The sequence below is a fragment of the Brevibacterium sp. 2SA genome, assembly GCF_005502845.1.
Taxonomy (GTDB): domain Bacteria; phylum Actinomycetota; class Actinomycetes; order Actinomycetales; family Brevibacteriaceae; genus Brevibacterium.
Genome location: NZ_SCMW01000010.1, coordinates 20,239 through 38,462 on the forward strand (window position 1 = coordinate 20,239; position 18,224 = coordinate 38,462).

16 protein-coding genes and 2 pseudogenes are annotated in these 18,224 nt (G+C 68.9%); 9 read left to right on the top strand and 9 right to left on the bottom strand.

The features are described 5' to 3' along the window. Positions 1-85: 85 nt before the first annotated feature. The gene (locus FFS20_RS05945; protein WP_137824999.1) at positions 86-487 is read left to right on the top strand and encodes a VOC family protein; all 402 of its coding nucleotides are present in this window, start codon (positions 86-88) and stop codon (positions 485-487) included. Between the two features lie 29 nt (positions 488-516). Here FFS20_RS05945 and FFS20_RS05950 read toward each other — a convergent pair whose 3' ends face one another. Continuing rightward, positions 517-1,293: a helix-turn-helix domain-containing protein gene (locus FFS20_RS05950; RefSeq protein WP_171007007.1), complete on the bottom strand. Its 777-nt coding sequence runs from the start codon at positions 1,291-1,293 to the stop codon at positions 517-519. 226 nt (positions 1,294-1,519) lie between these two features. On the opposite strand from FFS20_RS05950, the gene FFS20_RS05955 reads away from it, so the two are divergent. From FFS20_RS05955 to erm, 5 genes are all read left to right on the top strand, one after another. Continuing rightward, on the top strand, positions 1,520-2,209 hold the full coding sequence (locus FFS20_RS05955) for an HAD domain-containing protein (RefSeq protein WP_171007008.1): 690 nt from the start codon (positions 1,520-1,522) through the stop codon (positions 2,207-2,209). Beyond that, entirely contained in the window at positions 2,206-3,027 is an 822-nt protein-coding gene (locus FFS20_RS05960) for an aspartate/glutamate racemase family protein (RefSeq protein WP_137825001.1), read from the top strand. Before FFS20_RS05955 ends, FFS20_RS05960 begins: the two co-directional genes overlap by 4 nt. A gap of 152 nt (positions 3,028-3,179) precedes the next feature. Further along, the gene (locus FFS20_RS05965) at positions 3,180-4,367 is read left to right on the top strand and encodes a slipin family protein (RefSeq protein ID WP_249356698.1); all 1,188 of its coding nucleotides are present in this window, start codon (positions 3,180-3,182) and stop codon (positions 4,365-4,367) included. A gap of 66 nt (positions 4,368-4,433) precedes the next feature. Further along, positions 4,434-5,030 carry a DUF308 domain-containing protein gene (locus FFS20_RS05970; RefSeq protein WP_137825002.1) on the top strand — a complete coding sequence of 199 codons (597 nt, stop codon included), beginning with the start codon at positions 4,434-4,436 and terminating at the stop codon, positions 5,028-5,030. A 353-nt stretch (positions 5,031-5,383) separates the two neighbouring features. Further along, on the top strand, positions 5,384-6,481 hold the full coding sequence (gene erm / locus FFS20_RS05975) for a 23S ribosomal RNA methyltransferase Erm (protein WP_137825003.1): 1,098 nt from the start codon (positions 5,384-5,386) through the stop codon (positions 6,479-6,481). 54 nt (positions 6,482-6,535) lie between these two features. On the opposite strand, the gene FFS20_RS05980 is transcribed toward erm, so the two are convergent. The 5 genes from FFS20_RS05980 to FFS20_RS06000 form a co-directional block, all read right to left on the bottom strand. Next, the gene (locus FFS20_RS05980; RefSeq protein WP_249356699.1) at positions 6,536-8,272 is read right to left on the bottom strand and encodes a thiamine pyrophosphate-dependent enzyme; all 1,737 of its coding nucleotides are present in this window, start codon (positions 8,270-8,272) and stop codon (positions 6,536-6,538) included. A 96-nt stretch (positions 8,273-8,368) separates the two neighbouring features. Next, the gene (locus FFS20_RS05985) at positions 8,369-9,034 is read right to left on the bottom strand and encodes a metal-dependent transcriptional regulator (protein WP_137825004.1); all 666 of its coding nucleotides are present in this window, start codon (positions 9,032-9,034) and stop codon (positions 8,369-8,371) included. 4 nt (positions 9,035-9,038) lie between these two features. Beyond that, positions 9,039-9,992, bottom strand: a complete 954-nt coding sequence (locus FFS20_RS05990) for a sucrase ferredoxin (protein ID WP_137825005.1) — start codon at positions 9,990-9,992, stop codon at positions 9,039-9,041. Positions 9,993-10,011: 19 nt separating this feature from the next. Next, positions 10,012-11,220 carry a cupin domain-containing protein gene (locus tag FFS20_RS05995; RefSeq protein WP_137825006.1) on the bottom strand — a complete coding sequence of 403 codons (1,209 nt, stop codon included), beginning with the start codon at positions 11,218-11,220 and terminating at the stop codon, positions 10,012-10,014. Continuing rightward, positions 11,217-11,537 carry a hypothetical protein gene (locus tag FFS20_RS06000; protein ID WP_137825007.1) on the bottom strand — a complete coding sequence of 107 codons (321 nt, stop codon included), beginning with the start codon at positions 11,535-11,537 and terminating at the stop codon, positions 11,217-11,219. The genes FFS20_RS05995 and FFS20_RS06000 overlap by 4 nt, the downstream gene beginning before the upstream one ends. Positions 11,538-11,841: 304 nt before the next feature. Here FFS20_RS06000 and FFS20_RS06005 point away from each other — a divergent pair, with 304 nt between their 5' ends. Beyond that, the gene (locus tag FFS20_RS06005) at positions 11,842-12,363 is read left to right on the top strand and encodes a DUF2127 domain-containing protein (protein WP_137825008.1); all 522 of its coding nucleotides are present in this window, start codon (positions 11,842-11,844) and stop codon (positions 12,361-12,363) included. A gap of 43 nt (positions 12,364-12,406) precedes the next feature. On the opposite strand, the gene FFS20_RS06010 is transcribed toward FFS20_RS06005, so the two are convergent. Next, positions 12,407-13,069 carry a hypothetical protein gene (locus FFS20_RS06010; protein WP_137825009.1) on the bottom strand — a complete coding sequence of 221 codons (663 nt, stop codon included), beginning with the start codon at positions 13,067-13,069 and terminating at the stop codon, positions 12,407-12,409. Between the two features lie 132 nt (positions 13,070-13,201). Here FFS20_RS06010 and FFS20_RS06015 point away from each other — a divergent pair, with 132 nt between their 5' ends. Next, on the top strand, positions 13,202-14,734 hold the full coding sequence (locus tag FFS20_RS06015) for a lipase maturation factor family protein (protein ID WP_249356700.1): 1,533 nt from the start codon (positions 13,202-13,204) through the stop codon (positions 14,732-14,734). 160 nt (positions 14,735-14,894) lie between these two features. Here FFS20_RS06015 and FFS20_RS06020 read toward each other — a convergent pair. Continuing rightward, positions 14,895-16,094, bottom strand: a pseudogene (locus FFS20_RS06020) (MFS transporter); the annotation flags it as partial. Between FFS20_RS06020 and FFS20_RS06025 the strand changes: the two are divergent. Continuing rightward, positions 16,017-16,817: pseudogene (locus tag FFS20_RS06025) on the top strand (LysR family transcriptional regulator); the annotation flags it as partial. The pseudogenes FFS20_RS06020 and FFS20_RS06025 overlap by 78 nt on opposite strands. Before the next feature lie 54 nt (positions 16,818-16,871). Here FFS20_RS06025 and FFS20_RS18250 read toward each other — a convergent pair. Continuing rightward, positions 16,872-18,137, bottom strand: a complete 1,266-nt coding sequence (locus FFS20_RS18250) for an Nramp family divalent metal transporter (RefSeq protein WP_249356701.1) — start codon at positions 18,135-18,137, stop codon at positions 16,872-16,874. Positions 18,138-18,224: the final 87 nt, after the last annotated feature.

An 18,224-nucleotide genomic window follows, 5' to 3' on the forward strand; every position in this document is an offset into this window, starting at 1 on the left:
CCTGGTTCACCCCCGAACATGGCCGAATCATTCATGCCCGGCCAGACGCCTCGGCCCTAGCGTTGACGGTATGAAAGTTGACGGTATGAAACTCGACGCCATCTCCATCGTGACAGCAGACATGGCCAAGGCACTGGCCTTCTATCAGGCTCTCGGCCTCAACCTGGTCGACGGAAGTCCGGAAGCACCGCACTCCGAGCTCTCGACTGGCGGCCTCCGAGTCCTCCTCGACACCGAAGAGGTCATGCTCGGAATCGACCCCCAGTGGACGTGGCCCACCGGCGGCCACAAGATGTCACTCGCCTTCGACTGCTCCACCGCCGAGGCCGTCGATGCGACATTCGCCCAGCTCACCGAGGGCAGCGACGACGACGACCCCGTGGCCGCAGTCGTCAAGGGACCCTGGGATGCCTTCTGGGGACAGCGCTACGCCGTGATCTCCGACCCCGACGGGAACACCATCGACCTCTTCGCAGCGCAGAACTGAATCCCACGCACTGACCTGAACTCAGGCTCTCACCGACCCAGCAGCGAGCGCTCATCCCGCCAGAAGTGGGAGGCATCGGCATAACCGGCACGGGCCGCCGCGCTCGTGCGAGTGTGGCCCGCATCCAGGAGTTTGCGGGCAGTCCTCCACCGCAGGATCTTCGCGAGATGCTTCGGCCCATACCCGAACCACGCTCCTGAGAGCCGCCGCAGCTGCCGCGGGGAATAGGCGAAGTCGGCGGCCACCTCGGCGATCGTCGATGCCGGCGACTCCGGAGCGAAGGCGAGGGCACTCGCCAACTCGAGTGGGCGCCGATCGATCTCCGTGCCGCGGACGAGTGCTTCGCCTATTCGGACGAGCCTCTCCACGCTCTCTCCGAACACCGCAGCCTGCGTGCCCCCGTCGCCACCCGGCAACCCGCGGTCATCCCAGAGACCTGACGCACCGTCGACCCACGTTCGAACCACCTCGGCGAGAGTGCTCGACGTGGGCGCGGCGGACATCATCGGACCGGCACCGTGCGATCCCGATATCAACGGCCGCAGACGGACGACGTCTCCGAGCGGGGTGACGCGGTCGGCGAGTTCCGCGGCCGACGTCGTCAGCAGCTGCGGCAGAATGCCGGAATCGAAGCGCAGACCAACCGCGGGGTTCAGCGCAGGAGCGATTCGGCGAGCGGTGGAATCAGCACCTGCGATGACGACTCCGGAGTCGAGGACGATGAGATCCATGCACCCATCGGGGACGATGACATCAGCAGTGGCGCCGTCCTCGCCGTGGTCCGACGCCGTTGTCCCGGCAGCCACCACCGATCGGTGAATCCCACCGGACGTCGAAAGTCGCCTTCCCACGTCAGGGACGGACACCCACAGCGCAGCACGGAGTCGCGGGATCCTCACCTCGCGATACATGCCAACGCCTCTCGGTGCATGACGCCCCGACTTCCTCAGTCCTCAGCTTCGAACGGTATTCTGAAACACATCACAGACCTGCCGCCAGGCTACCGGGTCGCCCTCGACACAGGAAGGAACGATGGCAGCTGCATCATCGTCGCCGGTCTCGGCGCGTCGGCAGGCCCGCCACGTCACCGTTTTCCTCGATGTCGACGGAGTACTCAACTCCTACCCCGTTCCGGCGCTGCGTCTCATGACCGAAGGGCGCAAGAAGCTCCAAGCGTGGCACTACGAACTCCACTACCGACCGTCGGTCATCGCCTTCTTCGATCGCCTCGTCGAGACCCACGAGGTCGACATCGTCTGGCTCTCGACGTGGTCACAGCGGTGCAAGACCGAGCTCGAACCGAAGTTCGGAATGCGCAACTCCTTCGACGTCATCGAGATGCCCGACGACACCCACAACCGCTATGCCAACGACCCGCAGCTGTGGTGGAAGGCGCGGGCGATGGAGGACTGGCTCGACACCCACGAACCGCAGAAGGCCGTGTGGGTCGACGACGATCTCGCCGCCCCGACGACGCGGCAGTACTTCGTCGACCGCTACTCCTCCGACCGCCTGAAGATCATCGCTCCCGAGTTCGCCCACGGGCTCACCCGCGCCCACCTCAAGGAGATCAAGGACTTCGCGCACCCCCGCTCGCAGCCGATCGTCCGCGAGGACTCGGACGTCCGCGACGATCAGTGCGAGGACGACAACGCCGCCGAGGCGAACGCTCCCTTCCGCAGCGATGTCCCCACTGGTCCCGCCGCGAACGAGGAATCATGACGCGCATCGGACTGCTCGACTCAGGTCTCGGACTCCTCGGAACCGCTGACGCCCTCTTCAGCCTCGCCCCGCAGGCCGACCTCGTCCTCGCCATGGACCCCGATTTCACCCCCTACGGCAGCCTCAGCCGGCAGGACCTCGAGGAGCGGGCCCTCGCCTCGGCGGCGGTGCTCGCCGACTGGGAACCCGACGCGATCGTCATCGCCTGCAACACCGCCTCGGTGCAGGCCCTCGACGCGGTCCGGGCCCGCTACGAACCGACGATTCCCGTCATCGGAACCGTGCCCGCCGTGAAGATGGCGGCCGGCACCGGCGAGGACTTCGCCATCTGGGCGACCCCGGCCACGACCGGCAGCGCCTATCAGCAGGACCTCATCGACTCGTTCGCCGGCGACCTCACGGTGGCGAAGATCGCCTGCCCCGGACTCGCCGAGGCGATCAACGACGCGGACATGCCGACGATCGACGCCGCCATCGACGCGGCTCTGGCCCAGATGGACCCCGGCACCGAGGCGGTCGTCCTCGGGTGCACGCACTACGGACTCGTCGCCGACCGGATCATGGCCGCCCGCGCCGGCATCACCCTCTTCGACTCCCCCGTGCCCGTGGCCAAGCAGACGCTGCGCCGCCTCGGCGTCGAGACCGCCACGGCACAGATCCCCATCGTCACCGCCGACGGTCAGGTGGGCGCGGAAGCCGAGGACCACCTCGGCGAGATCATCGCCACCTACGCCTCGGGACGGCGCATCCGCCTCCCCGACACCCTGGCCGCCTACCCCGCAGGGCGTCGTCTCCTCGCCCGCGAAGCCGATGACTGACACCATCCCCGCACGCTGACACCTTCCCCGCTGCGCGTCACCGCCGAATCTTCGCACCTGTCGACAATCCGCCGGGCATTATAGATGAGATGGGTTCATCTGACCAGAGCGGTGCTACCGTTGAAAGGACCAGCAAGCGTCGCAAGGGGGCGATGACGATGTTGTTCCTCTACATCCTTCTCGGACTGGTCGCCGTCGGAGCCATCACGCTCGGCAACAGCCTCAAGATCGTCAAACAGTACGAACGCGGCGTGGTCTTCCGCTTCGGCCGCGTCACCAGCGATGCGCGGGATCCCGGGCTCACCGCGATCATCCCGTTCGTCGATCATCTGCAGAAGGTCAGCCTGCAGATCATCACGATGCCGATCCCCGCGCAGGACGGCATCACCCGCGACAACGTCACCGTCCGCGTCGACGCCGTCATCTACTTCAAAGTGGTCGACCCGCGCCGCGCGATCGTCGACGTCGAGGACTACCGGCTCGCCGTCGGTCAGGTCGCCCAGACCTCGCTGCGGTCGATCATCGGCCAGAGCGAACTCGACGACCTGCTGACGAACCGCGAACGCCTCAACCAGGGTCTGGCGATCATGATCGACAGCCCCGCCGTCGATTGGGGCATCCACATCGATCGCGTCGAGATCAAGGACGTCGCTCTGCCCGAGGCGATGAAGCGCTCGATGTCCCGGCAGGCCGAAGCCGAACGCGAACGCCGCTCGCGCATCATCGTCGCCGACGGCGAACTCCAGGCGTCGAACAAGCTCGCCCAGGCCGCGAGCGCGATGTCGGAGACGCCCTCAGCCCTCCAGCTGCGGCTCCTGCAGACGATCGTCGAAGTCGCCTCGGAGCGGAACTCGACACTCGTCCTGCCATTCCCCGTCGAACTGCTCCGCTTCCTCGAGTCGAACTCGCCGAAGTCAGGCGGCGACGACCGCCGCAGCCGTGCCGACGACAGCGCGGACGGCTCGGACCACTCGGACGACGCGGACGCACCGGTCGTTGAGCGCGTCCGCGAGGCGATCGACACCGCAGCGGGCGGCCACGACCAGCTCACCGGCACCCGCGACATCACCATCGCCGAGTTCATGAAGACGACCGGCTACTCGCTCGAGGAGCTCGACAGCATGGTCCGCGCACTGTCGCAGTCGGTGCGCTCCGACGACGGCGACGTGGACAGGCAGGATCGCGCAGCACAGAGCGCGGACAAGGCCGTCACCTCGGCGGACACACCCGCACCTCCCGCCCAGTCACCGTGCTTCGGTCCGGCCTTCGGCTCCGAACCCACACCGCCGCCCGTCGTCGGCTGGGACTCGGTGACGAGGGATCACCGCCAGCCGACGTGACCCCGTCCGGGCCAGGCTTCGCGGCGCGTTCAGGCTCCTTCCATCCCCGCTGACTACGCTTGGTCCATGGACCTCAAACGCACCGGAACCGCCGTCATCGTCAATGGCGTCATCGCCCTCGCCGTCGGAGTCCTCATGATGGTCTGGCCCGGCGCGACCGCCGAGGTGGTCGCCCGGATCTTCGCCTGCTGGGTCGCGCTCATCGCCATCACCTCGCTCGTCCTCGCCCCGCGCGGCACCCGCGGCGGCGGCCGCATCCTGCGAACGATACTCATGCTCGCCTTCGCCGTCATCGTCTTCCTCGCCCCGATGCTCTTCGCCGCCGTCGTCACCGTGCTCGCGGGCCTGACGATCATCGCCGTGAGCACCTTCGGCATCGGCATCTCCGTCTTCGTGCGCCAGCTCGGCGTGCGCGCATGGTGGCTGCTGACGATCATCAGCGTCGTCGGCATCGTCATCGGCGGCTTCTTCCTCTTCGCCCCCGAGGCCGGCATCGCCGCCCTCGTCGTCACCCTCTCGATCTTCATCGCTCTCGTCGGCATCGCCCTCGTCTGGCTCGGCTGGCGCCTGCGGAAACTCGAAGCCCGCATCGCCGCCGACCCGCGCATCAACCGCCGAGGCGACGGCGGCGGTGAGATCATCAGCGGCGAAGTCATCGAATGACTGCCTCGGCGATGACCCTGGCCCCCGTGCGCGGACCTGTGCTAGCTTGATGACCATGGGTACATTGATTCGCTGCGCAGTGACTGCGTCCAGCATCGCCTACATCCGTGACCGTCGCGCCTGACAGCGCGCACGTTCCTCACCTCCTCCGGTCGCTGATCCGAGTCCGCCGCTGAGCCCCGCTCAGGGCCTGACAGGAACTCCCGCTCGACCGGATCGTCACTGATAACGCAGCTGCGCGCTGTCCTCCCGGAAGACCATCGGCATCCGGGCCTCCGCTGAACCGCTGTCACCAGCGACGACGCAGTGCGCAGCCTTGGGTGCTCTCCATTCCACTTCTGGAGCGCCACATCATGCGACCCCATTCCCAGGCAGGCGGCCGACACGAACTCGGCCAGAACTTCCTGCACTCACGCCAGACCATCGCCACGATCGCGGGCCTCGCCCGAGCCACCAGCGGTTCGATCCTCGAGATCGGACCCGGGGCCGGAGCGGTCACCGCGGAACTCGACCGGCTCGGCCGACCGCTCACGCTCGTGGAGATCGACGAAACGAGGATCGAAACCCTTGCCCACCGTTTCCCCCGCGCCCGCATCAGGCACGCCGATGCTCTGAGCACCGACCTCGACGCCGAGGTGGTCGTCGGCAACCTGCCCTTCCACCTCACGACGCCCATCCTCCGGCGCCTGCTCCGTGCTCGCACGTGGCAGTCGGCCATCCTGCTCACGCAGTGGGAGGTCGCGCGCAAGCGCGCCGGGGTCGGCGGATCGACGATGATGACCGCGCAGTGGAGTCCGTGGTTCGACTTCCGCCTCATCACCCGCGTGCCCGCCCACGCGTTCACCCCCAAACCGAGCGTCGACGGCGGCCTGCTCACCGTCGAACGCCTCTCAACCGGACTGGTCCCGCACCGGGATCGGGCCTCGTACCAGCAGTTCGTCCGAGCGGCCTTCACCGGTCGCGGACGCGGAATGAAAGGGATCCTCACGCACATGAAGCTCACCGATCAGCCCCACCTGCAATCGACCATGGACCGCAACGACATCGGAGGAGACGCCTTGCCACGCGAACTCACCCCCGCACAGTGGGCCGGACTCTATACGGCACTGGCCGCCGACCAGACCACCACGCCGACGACGGCACGAGGAAAGGAAGAGACAATGCAGAAGAAGAACGGCAGCGGAGCGAAGAAGCCCGCAGACCAGAAATCCCTCGCCGAGGCGGTCGCAGAGTCCGCCCCGATCACCGGATCCCAGCCGGTGATCACCGGGGAGATGCCCATCGTCGGTGCCGAGGCGCCGGCTCGACTCGAGGCTCCGATCCCCGGTGCCGACACCTCGGCGAAGAGCCATGACAAGGCTCATCTCCAGGCCGAGCGCGGCTACATGCCCCAGCACGGCAAGAGGTCCCAGCCGCAGCCGCGCTGGAATCTGCCGCGCCGCCAGGGGTGAGCCGACCCTGCGGGTCCACTCAGATCGGGTGGACCCGCAGGGCTGCTCCACCCCTCACAGCAGCTTGATGTTGTCCTTCGCCTCGTCCCACAGTTCGGGGATCTCTCCGTGGAGGGCCCGCTTGAAGACGCTGAGCGTGAACTTGCCGATGAGGTCGGCGTCGACGGTCGAGGGCAGCGCGAGCGCGCGCTTGTTGACGACGACATCGACGACGACCGGCCCGTCCTTGTAGGCGAGCGCCTCGGCGATCTGGTCACGCAGGCGCGCAGGGTCCTCGCAGCGGATGCCCTTGACGCCGAATCCCTCGGCGATCGCCGCATAGTTCGCGGCCGGGAACTCGGTGCCCCAGGGACGGAACCCGGCCTCCTGCTGTTCGATGTTGACGAAGTCGAGCTCCTCGTTGTTGAGGATGACGTGGACGATCGGCGACTTGTGCTGGCGTTCGGTGAGCAGGTCGCCGAGACCGAGCATCGAGAACCCGCCGTCCCCGCAGAGGGCGACGACCTGCCGTCCGGGCAGCGCCTTGGTCGCCCCGAACGCATACGGCGAGGCGTCGGCCATCGACGCCCACGAGTACGACCCGAACTGGAACCGATCACCGCCGAAGCTCATCTGGTGAGCGACCCAGATCACCGAGGTGCCGGTGTCGGCGGTGACGATCGCGTCGTCGTCGAGGAGGTCGTCGAGCACGGACGCGAGGTATTCGGGTCGGATCGGCGAGCGCTTCTCACCCCCGTCGACGTAGTGGCGCAGGCGCTTCCGCCAGCTCTCGGTGACGTGCTGTGCGGTGCGGAGGAACTCGTCGTTCCTCTTCGGCTCGATGAGCGGGAGGAGCTTCTCGAGGAAGACGCCGACGTCGGCGGGGATCGCGAGCTCGAGAGCCACCCGACGTCCCAGGTGGGAGGGGGTGTTGTCGACCTGGACGATCGTCGCGTGGCCGCGGTCGAGGAAGTCGGGGAACGGGAAGTCGGCCCCGAGCATGAGCATGACATCGGCATGCTTGATACAGTCGGCCGCCGCCCCGTATCCGAGCAGACCGGTCATGCCGACGGCATTGGGATTGTCGGCCTCCAGCCAGTTCTTGCCCTTGAGCGTGTAGCCGACGGGTGCCTTAGCTCTGTCGGAGAGCTGCTTGACGAGGTCGACGGCGTCGACGGTGCCGTTGCCGCCGAAGAGGAAGACCCGGTCGTGGCCGTTGATGAGATCGGCGACGGCCTGGACGTCCTCGTAGTGCGGGGTCAGGACGGAACCGCGGGAGGAGGCGTAGACCGCGCGCTCCTCGAGCGGCGACTTCGCATGGGCGACGTCACCGGGCAGGGCGATGACCGTGGGGCCGTGCTCCTCGGTGGCGACGGTGATCGCCTGCTGGAAGACCGCGCGCGCCTGGGTCGGGTTGACGACGCGACCGGTGTAGAGCGAGGCGGTGCGGAACAGGTCGTACGGGCTGACCTCTTCGATCGCCTCGGTGTCGATGATGTTCGTCTCGACGTCGCCGGCGATCGCGATGACCGGTGCCATCTCATGGAAGGCGTCGAGCAGGCCGTTGAGAAGGTGGGTGACGCCGGGACCGGCCGTGCCGCAGACGACGACGGGACCATCACTGAGCTGGGCGTCGGCCGAGGCGGCGAACGTGCCCCACTCCTCGTGTCGGACGTGGATGAACTCGATCTCCGGGTGTCGGGCGAGCGCGTCGATCGTCGGATTGAGTGCATCCCCGACGATTCCGTAGCATCGCTTCACGCCCGCCTGGATGAGCATGTCCCATAGGTCGTCGGCCACTGTTCGCGCCATGATGTGTCCCTCACTTTCGACGTTGTCTTCGACCCTAGTCCTGATTTTCGAACTTCTGAAGAGGGTTGGCTGTGAGTGACCCGACCGTGACCGCGCTCAGCCCAGATACACCGCCGAGGCGGCCGCTTCGTCGATGACGGACGTGCCGGCGGCGCCGATGACGGCGATCTCGACCGTCCCTCCCGAGGCCGCGCGTCTGACGACGACGGTCGACCCGGGCCGCACGCGCGCCTCGGCGAGGGTCGCGAGCACCTCGGGGTCGGCGTCGGAGACCCGCAGCACCTCGTACGACCCGGGGGCCGCCTCGGCGAGGAGAAGCGAGGAGTCATGGGACTGCACAGCTCCGTCGGATCCTGGGATCGGATCGCCGTGGGGGTCGGCGGCGGGATGGCCGAGGAACCCGTCGATCCGGTCGATGAGCAGATCGGACGCGGCATGCTCGAGCGCCTCGGCCTCATCGTGGACCTCGTCCCAGCTGTAGCCGAGCGACTCGACGAGGAACGTCTCGATGAGTCGGTGCCGCCGCACCATCGCCAGCGCGATGCTCTCTCCCGCCGCCGTCAGCTCCGGCGGACGGTAGGGCACCCGGTTGACGAGGCCGAGGTCGTCGAGGCGTTTGAGCACCTCGGTGACGTTGGCCTTCGTCGTCCCGAACCGCTGCGCGAGCGCAGTCGCCGTCATCGGATCCCCGCCCCACTCGCGCGCCGACCAGATCGCCTTGAGATAGTCCTGACTGACCTCCGACACTTCCCCTGCACGCATGTCGTCAGCGTAGTCGATCGTCAGCCGGGAGGACGGGAGCCGCGGTCACCGCGGTGACGGTGAAGACGTTGGCGACAGCGCGCTCGACTCCGCGGCACGTGAGGAAGTGCGGGTCCGACCGGGACACCGTGATGTCGACGTCGAAGGCCGCCGAGGCGGTCCGCCGATCGATGACCCGCACCGTCCACACCCCGTCGGCCGAATCGACGCCGCCGATCTCGTAGGCGAAGCGCCCGGCTGGTCCCCGCTCCTTGAGCACCGCGGCGACGGCGACCTGTTCGAGCGAGTTGAGGTCCGTGTAGCCGCGCAGATGGAAGCCGTCGATCTCATCGGCGAGGTGCCCGGCGATGACGTCGACCGCGGTGTCCTCATCGAGATCCCCGTAGTAGACGCCGTCGGGCACGACGAGGATGTTCGCCGCGAATCGATCACCGCCGACGTGCGTGCACTCCCACACGAGATCCGGCCACCGCTCTGCGAGCGCCGCGGCCACGGGACGCCCGCGCACCGCACAGCAGACATCGTGCTGCCCGTGGGCGCAGACGAGGACGACGGGCGGCAGAAGTCCCGTCTCGGACTGTGAGGTCTCGGACTGCGCGGCACACGCTTTGAGCGCCTCGACGATGGCGAGGAGATCGGAGTCGTCCTCCCACTCTCCCCACATCTGGTGGAGGCGGCCGGGACCTTCGAGGTGCATGACACCCCAGACACCGGGCCCGCCGCGCGTGCGCCGGCCGGGTCGGCGGATGAGAAGAATCCTCGCCCGCAGCGTCTGCGCGGCGTAGAAGACCTCGGACCGCACACGCCAGTCGATGTCGAGGCCCTCGAAGCCGTTGATCGGCCACCCGCCTCGGTGTTCGATGAGCACCCAGTACGTCCCGCGCGGGGCGGTGCCGACGATGCTGTCGCCGCGGTCACGGGCGGCGTTCGAACAGCGGAAGCCCCGGACCTCGCTCATCGTCACCTCACCGCCTGCCTCAGCCGAGGGCGGGCACGAGCGCACCGGCGGCGAGCAGCCGTTCGGCAAGCGGCCGACCGATGTCGGCCACCGACACCGGATCGCCGTCGAGGAGGGTGCGGACGTCGGGCAGCTCGGCGTCGGTGAAGTCGAACCAGCCGATCCGGGTGCGCAGGCGGTTCCCCTCAAGCGTCGCGTCGAGACCGGCGCGCAGTGTCAGCGGTGACGCGTCGTCGAGGTGCTTCATCGCCGCGTGCTGAGCGAGAGGACCCAACGGCGCCGGGCGCGCCTGCGACCGGCTGATGCGGTCGATGCTCGGATTCGGGTCGGCGGCGGTGAGGGCCGAGACCATGGCCTCCCTGATCGCCTCAAGCGTCTCGGCGTCCGGACGGCTCTGACCCAGCGGCAGGCTCGCGCGCATCTGCGGATCGTCCTGGAGCCGAGCGAGTGCCGCCTGCGCGAGCTGCTCGGCGACTCCGTACCGCGTCCAATTGTGGATGCCGAGGGTGAGGTGGATCGAGACATCACCCTGGGCGGTCGCGGCGTGGAGCCAGCCGCGCGGCAGATAGAGGGCGTCGCCGGGTTCGAGCACGGCGTCGATGACGGGCTCGGTCGTCGCCGCCCGGCCCACGGCCTCGCGTCGGTCGGTCCACGGCTGGTCACGCAGGGGAGCATCGAAGACGGGTTCGTGGATGACCCACCGCTTCGCGCCTTCGATCTGGAGGACGAAGACGTCGTGGACGTCGTAGTGGTCGTCGAAGCCCTGGTTCTGCGGCGGGGTGATGTAGGCGTTCGCCTGGACCGGGTTGCCGAGTTCGCGGCTGAGCGCGCTGGAGAACGCACCGATGGGCTCCCAGGTGCGCTGGAGCGCCTGGAGGACGAGGGTCGCTCCGGCATGGAACTGCTTCCACAGCTTCGTGTCATCGAGCTGGTCGCCGATCGTCGCGCCGACCCCGGCCGGGGAGGTGAACGACGCCGTCGGCAGGGTCGCGCCGTCCTTGGCGACCCGCAGGAACGGGGAGCGCAGACCGCGCGCGGAGATGAGCTCGTCGACGGCGCGGGAGGAGAAGAGGTCGGAGAAGTCGGAGACTCCGCGACTGAGCAGCGCTCGCCTGCCCCAATAGTCCTGGGCGAAGGTTCCGCGCGAGCAGTCGATGAGCCGGGATTCCAGCACCCCGGCGCCTGCAGCGGCGCCGGGGTGCTGGATCTCAGTGGTGGGGGTGCTCAAGGTCGGTCGGCTCCACCGTCGGCACCGCCGTCGTGAACACCGGGTTCACCCGATGCGCCGCCATCGGCAGGGCCTTCTGCTCCGCCGTCGGCACCGCCGTCCTGGACACCCGGGGTGCCCGCGGCACCGCCGTCGGCCGGACCCTCGGCGCCACCGTCAGCACCGCCGTCGTGGACACCGGGGGTGCCCGATGCGCCGCCGTCCGCGGGACCTTCGGCGCCGCCGTCGGCGCCACCGTCATGAACGCCAGGCGTGCCCGCGGCACCGCCGTCGGCCGGGCCCTCGGTTTCGTTAGGATCGAAGTTGGATTCCGTCATGATTCCTCCTTGATATCGCGTGGCAGCGGCGGCACCCGGTCAGCCGTCGATCCTGGCCGCGCTCGGGCCTGCGTCGTCCCCGGTTGGGACGAGCCGCCTTGCTGACAGGCTACGTGTCAAACCGTCCGTTGTGAACAGGGCTGACGAGGATTTTCGTCGAGTTCACCCGGCCCGGTCCGATGCCGTCCGCGCAGCGGTGAGACGAAGTCCGCGCAGCGCCGAGGCGGGCCGAGCGGACATAGAGTGGATTGAGCGCTGGCCGGTGCCGACGCCAGGCCACCGAGCGGAGAGGAGAGACACGACGATGCGCGAGAAGCTCCTCGACCTCGTCTTCCTCATCGGCGTGTTCGGCAAGGGGATCGACGGACTCGCCGAGGTGGTCGGCGGGGTCGTGCTCCTCCTCACCACACCCGCACAGCTGACTGGCGCCGCCCGGGCCCTCACCGCCGAGGAGCTCACCGAAGATCCCCACGACCTGCTGGCCACCCTCCTCCTGCACGGCACCGCCCACCTCGACGGACGGACGACGACCTTCGCGGCGCTCTATCTTCTCGTCCACGGCGTGGTCAAACTCGCCATCATTGCCGCGCTGCTCTTCGGCACCACACGCCTCTACCCGTGGGCCATCCTCGCCCTCACCGGGTTCCTCGTCTTCCAGATCTATCAGCTCGTCGTCTCGCCGGGGATCGGCCTCGTCGTCCTCAGCGTGCTCGACGCCCTCATCATCTGGCTGACATGGCGAGAATGGCGCCGCGGACGCACCGTCCGCGACGCCATCGCCGAAGTCCGCGCGTGGCGTCGCCCCCGACGCGGGACCGCCGACTGAACCGCAGGCCGTCCGCGCAGCGCCGAGGCGAAGTCCGCACAGCTCACCGTCCGGCGAGTTCCTGCGCCTTCTTCTCGATCTCCGGTTCGCCGGCGGCACTGAGGTCGATGACGCCTGCGGCGATGATGTGCTCGTGCAGCGGCTCGTGGCGGTGGGCGAGGAACTTCTCGAAGTCCTCGGCGGCGTTCGAGGTTCCCGTGCCGTGGCCGAGGAGGACGAAGTCGCGTCCCGCCGCGGCCTTGTCGATCTCCGTGACGAGGTCGTCGAAGAACCGGTCGAGGTCCTTCTTGTCGTCACGGCCGGTCTTCTTCTCCACCGTGCGCATGTGGTGGCCGCGCGAGTCCGGGTTCTTCTCGTGCTCGTGCTGGTCGACTTCGACATCGTGGGCGCTCAAGTCGAAGTCGTAGAAGCGCGCGTCCTCGTCGGTGAGCGTGACGACGAACAGGTGCCCCTCGCCCTCGGTCGACTCGTGCGCGGCGAAGAGGTGACGGGCGCGTTCGACGTCCTCGATGCTCACGAGCCCGTCGTGCTGACGGCGGAAGACGACACGGTGGCCGTTCATGTTCACCGCGAGGCGATCGCCCGACTCCTGTTCGACCCGGTCGGCGTAGTTCTCCCACATCGTGATGAAGTGCTTCCACTCGATGTCGCGCGGAGCGGGATGGCCGAGGATGGACTCCTTGGTCTTCTGGGGATGATCGCTCATGATGCCTCCTGGGGTGAGATGAGCGCGGGGATCGCGCCTCAGCCCCGACAATAGCCGCTTTTCGCTGTTGCCCCCATCCCCGATTCGCGCGATAGTCGAGTGCAAGGGCACCTGCGAGGCGAGGAGGACCGCGTGGACGTCACCGCTCTGCTTCCCCTGCTCGACGCGGGCGACTACACGATCGCCCGCGAGATCCTCCAACGCGGCTTCGCGGTCCTCTTCCTCATCGCCTTCGTCAACGCGTGGAACCAGTTTCCGCCCCTCCTCGGCGAGCACGGCCTCCTCCCCGCGCCGCGCTTCATCGCCCTGACGACGGCACGGCAGGCCCCGAGCCTCTTCCGCTGGAGACGCACCCCCTACTCCGATCGCAACCTCCGCATCGTCTGCGCCGTCGGCATCCTCCTCGCCCTCACCGTCATCGTCGGCCTCCCCCAGGCGGGACCCGCGTGGGCGCCGATTCCCGTGTTCCTCCTCATGTGGTGGCTCTACTTCTCGATCTCGGCGATCGGGCAGCGCTTCTACGGCTTCGGCTGGGAGAGCCTGCTCCTCGAGGCAGGATTCCTCGTCGGATTCCTCGGCTCCCACGCGGTCGCCCCGCCGCTGCTCATGATCCTCCTGCTGCGGTGGTTCACCGTCCGCGTCGAGTTCGGCGCCGGGATGATCAAGATGCGCGGGGACAGCTCGTGGCGTGATCTCACGGCGATGAACTACCACCACCAGACGCAGCCGATGCCCGGCCCGCTCAGCCGCACCGCCCACCTCAAACCGGCATGGTGGCACAAGGGCGAGACGCTCGGCAGTCACATCGTCCAGCTCATCGCCCCGTGGCTGCTCTTCCTCCCCCAGCCCATCGCCTCATTCGCCGCGGCCGCGATCATCATCACCCAGCTCGCACTCGTCATCACCGGCAACTACGCGTGGCTCAATTGGGCGACGATCCTGCTCGCGTGTGCGGGCATCAGCGACTCCTTCCTCCGCTGGATCATCGGCGGTCCGTGGCCGGAGTGGGGCATCGACGCCGTTGTCCGCACTGTCCAGGATCCCCTCGCCGAGGCGGCCGGCAGTTCCGCTGCCTATCCGCCGTCCCCGCTGTGGTGGGTGCTCCTCATCACCGCGTTCGTCATCTGGCAGGCCATCCTCAACATCCCGGCGCTGCGCAACCTCTTCTCTCCGCGGCAGCTGATGAACGCCCACTTCAACCGCTGGGGCCTCGGCAACGCCTATGGGGCGTTCGGGTCGATGTCGGAGACCCGTCACGAGATCGCCATCGAGGGCACGCTCGACCCCTCGGGCACGGCCGGGTGGAAGGAGTACGTCTTCAAGGGCAAGCCCGGTGACGTCACCCGGCGCGGACCCGTCGTCGCGCCCTACCATCTGCGGCTCGACTGGCTCATGTGGTTCGCCGCGCTCGGCGACTACCGGGACTCCTGGTTCCTCGCGCTCCTCGAACGCCTCGCGACCGGGGATCGGCTCATCCGTCGGCTGCTCGGCCCCGACCCGTTCGACGGGGAGGCTCCCGCCCTCATCCGCGCCCGGATGTTCACCTACCGGTATGCGACACGGGAGGAGCGTCGCGCGGCGCGGGCCGCGGGCGAGCCCGTGCCGTGGTGGGTCCGCTCCGACCCTGTGACGATCGTCCGTCCCGTCTCCCTGCGCGGCCGCTGAGTCCCGCGCAGGCCGCCCCGAGCAGGGCGAAGGCGACGGCGACCACGACGAACCCGACCGACCCGATGGCGAAGGCTCCGAGCACGGCGGTGCCGACGGCGACCCCGGCGTTGAGACCGGCGTTGTTCCAGCTCACCGCCGAGGCCCGATGCTCGGCGAACTCGACGCTCACGGTCGCCTGCGCGGTGCTGAAACACGCCCCACCGGCCGCGCACCAGACGAGCAGTGCCGCGATCGCCACCCCCACCTCGGCGACGGTGAAGACGACGACGATCATCCCGGCGAGGACGATCGCCCACCCCGCGAGCAGGCCCATGAGCGGCCATCCTCGCTGTCGCCACCGATCGACGAGGAGTCCGGAGGCATACGACCCGGCCATCGACCCCACTCCCACGGCACCGCCGAGGAGGCCCAGGTCGATGACGCTGAAGTCGAACCGGGAGGCGAAGACGACGCCGATGTACCCGTACGTCCCGATCCGCGCCGCCTGCGTGAGCGCGGTCGCGACGATGACCCCGGCGAAGCCGCGCCGGACCCACAACCCGAGCGAACTCCGCCACGCCTGCCGCGGCGTCCGGCGCACGCGGGTGCTCGCCTCCGGCTCGCGCAGTCGACCGGCGATGAGGAGACCCGCGACGAGCATCCCTGCGGCGACGGCAGCGAAGGCGAACCGCCAGCCCCACGTGGCGGCGAGCAGGCTCCCGATCGGCACCCCGACGATCTGCCCGGCCCCGTAGACCGCCGCACCCAGTGAGATCGCCCGGCCGCGTTCGTGATCAGCGGCGGTCTCTCCGAAGACGGCCCACATCGCCGGGGCCGCGAGGCCGCCGCCGATGCCGACGATCCCGTGGCAGAGAGCGAGCATCGGCTCGCTCACCGCGAGAGCGCACCCGATGTCACCGGCGACGAAGATCGCCAGGCCGGCGAGGATCGCCGTGCGCCGGTCCCACCGGTCGGTCAGCGCCGCGAGAACCGGACTGGAGACGGCGTACCCGAGGACGTACCCGGTCATCGTCCACGCGGCCGCAGCGTGTGAGACCCCGAGGTCGGTCGCGATCGCATCGAGCAGCGGCGGAACGAGGAAGAGCTGGGCACCCATGAGGAGGAAGACCGCGTGGAGGAGCCGGTGCTGGCTCCACGGTGTTGCGGTGGGCGCTGCGGTGGGAGCTGGGGATTCAGCGTCGTGACGTCGAGGGGTCATGACTCCACCCTGCGCCGGTGCAGGCGTCGGCATCCAAGACCGTTTCCCTCTCGGACGATAAGCAGGGGTTATCCTCGACTCGTGCAGCTCGAGCGCCTCGACTACTTCGTCGCCGTCGCCGAAGAACTCCACTTCGGTCGCGCCGCCGCACGTCTGCATCTCAGCCAGCCGGCCCTGTCCCAGCAGATCAAACGCCTCGAGTCCGACCTCGGCGTGACCCTGTGCGTGCGCTCCGCCCACGGCGTCGAGCTCACCCCGGCCGGTGCGGTCCTCGCCGACTCCGCCCGGGATCTCCTCACCCGCTACGCCCTGCTGCGCTCCGACGTCCGTGCCGTCGCCGACGGATCCGGCGGCACGCTCCGGCTCGCCCTCACGCGCTCCGACGGCGAGGGTATGGCCCGCAGCCTCCTCACGGCGCTGACCGACCGGTACCCGGAGATGACGGTCGAGGCCGAGTCGGGATGGACCGCGTGGAATCTTGCGTCCCTCGATGCCGGGGACATCGACGCCGCGATCGTGCGCACGCCCCTGGGACGCGCCGACCTCGAGCAGGCGACGCTCGGCACCTCGGAGATCGTCGCCGTCCTGCCGTCGTCGCATCCGCTCGCCCGACACCGCCGACTCCAGCGAGGCGACCTCCTCGCCTCACCCGTGATCTTCTGGCCGAGGCGCCAGGCGCCGGCCGCATACGATTCGGTCATCAGCGACCTCTTCGGTGCCGCGGCCGACTCCGTCCGGATCGCCCACGAGCCCGACGGTGAGAGCATCCTCGCCGCAGTCGCCGCCGGTCGCGGCATCGGCCTGCTCGACCGGGGACGCACCACGCGGCGCCGGGGTCTCGTCACCCGCCGGTTCACCGGCACTCCGCCGCACCTCGGCGTCGCGCTGGCCTGGAAATCCGGGCGGCGCAGCCCCGCGCTCAGGCGGCTCGTCGAGCTAGTCGATGCCGGCGACGAGGAGGGCGATGAGGACGACGTTGAGGACGATGATGAGGCTCGCGGCGGCGAGCGCGGCGACCGTGATCGCCCGCCCGTTGGCGAACTCGCCCATGACCGTCCGCATCCTCGTCAGCCGCACGAGCGGAACCATCGCAAAGGGGATCCCGAGGCTGAGGACGACCTGGCTGAGCACGAGCGCCCACGTCGGGTCGATGCCGATCGCGAGAACCGCGAGGGCCGGGAGCATCGTCACCGCCCGCTGCCACACGATCGGCACATCGACGCGCAGGAGGCCCTGCATGATCGAGGCCCCCGCATAGGATCCGACCGCCGAGGAGGCGAGCCCTGAGGCGAGCAGGCCGATGCCGAAGAGGAGGCCGACGACCTCGCCGAGGTTGGCCGTGACGACCGCGTGGGCGCCTTCGATCGTGTCCGTGCCCGACTCCCCGCGCAGCGCAGCCGCGGCGAGCAGGAGCATCGCGATGTTGACGGAGCCGGCGACGACGAGGGAGAGCGCGACATCCCACCGGCTCGCCCGCAGCAGGCGCGGAATCTCAGCCCGCGGCACCGTCCCGTGCCGGTCGACGGCGAGGGCCGAGTGGAGGTAGATCGCATGCGGCATCACCGTGGCCCCGAGCATCGAGGCGGCGAGCACGAGCGAGTTCGTGCCCTCGAGCTGCGGGACGAGGCCCCCGGCGGCCTGCCCCCAGTCGACGTCGCCGACGACGAGTCCGGCGAGGAAGCCGATCGCGATGATCGCGAGGAAGCCGATGATGACGAACTCGAAGGGCCGCTGCCCGCGCGTCGACTGGATGGAGAGGAGGACGAGGGAGACGACGCCGACGATGACCCCGCCGAGGAGGAGCGGCACGTCGAAGAGGATCTTCAGGGCGATGGCACCGCCGACCACCTCGGCGAGATCGGTGGCGACCGCGACGATCTCCGCCTGGCCCCAGTACGCGAGCCGTGACCTCCGGCCGAGGCGATCGCCGAGGAGGGCCGGCAGCGACTGTCCGGAGACGAGTCCGAGCTTCGCCGACAGGTACTGGACGAGGACGGCGATGAGGTTCGCGGCGACGAGCACCCAGACGAGGAGGTAGCCGTACTGCGCGCCGGCTGTGAGGTTAGCCGCGACGTTGCCGGGGTCGACATAGGCGACGGCCGCGACGAAGGCAGGACCGAGGAGGAGCACGAGCGAGGCGCGGGGCCGTGCCCGTGGGGTCGTGGGGCTCGCAGTGTGAGCCGTCGGGGAGTTCCTGCGCATGAAGTTAAGGTACATTAACTTTAATCGCCCGGCAACACGGGCGGCAGCACAGACATCGTCACCGAGCATTCACCTCGGCGCCTTGGC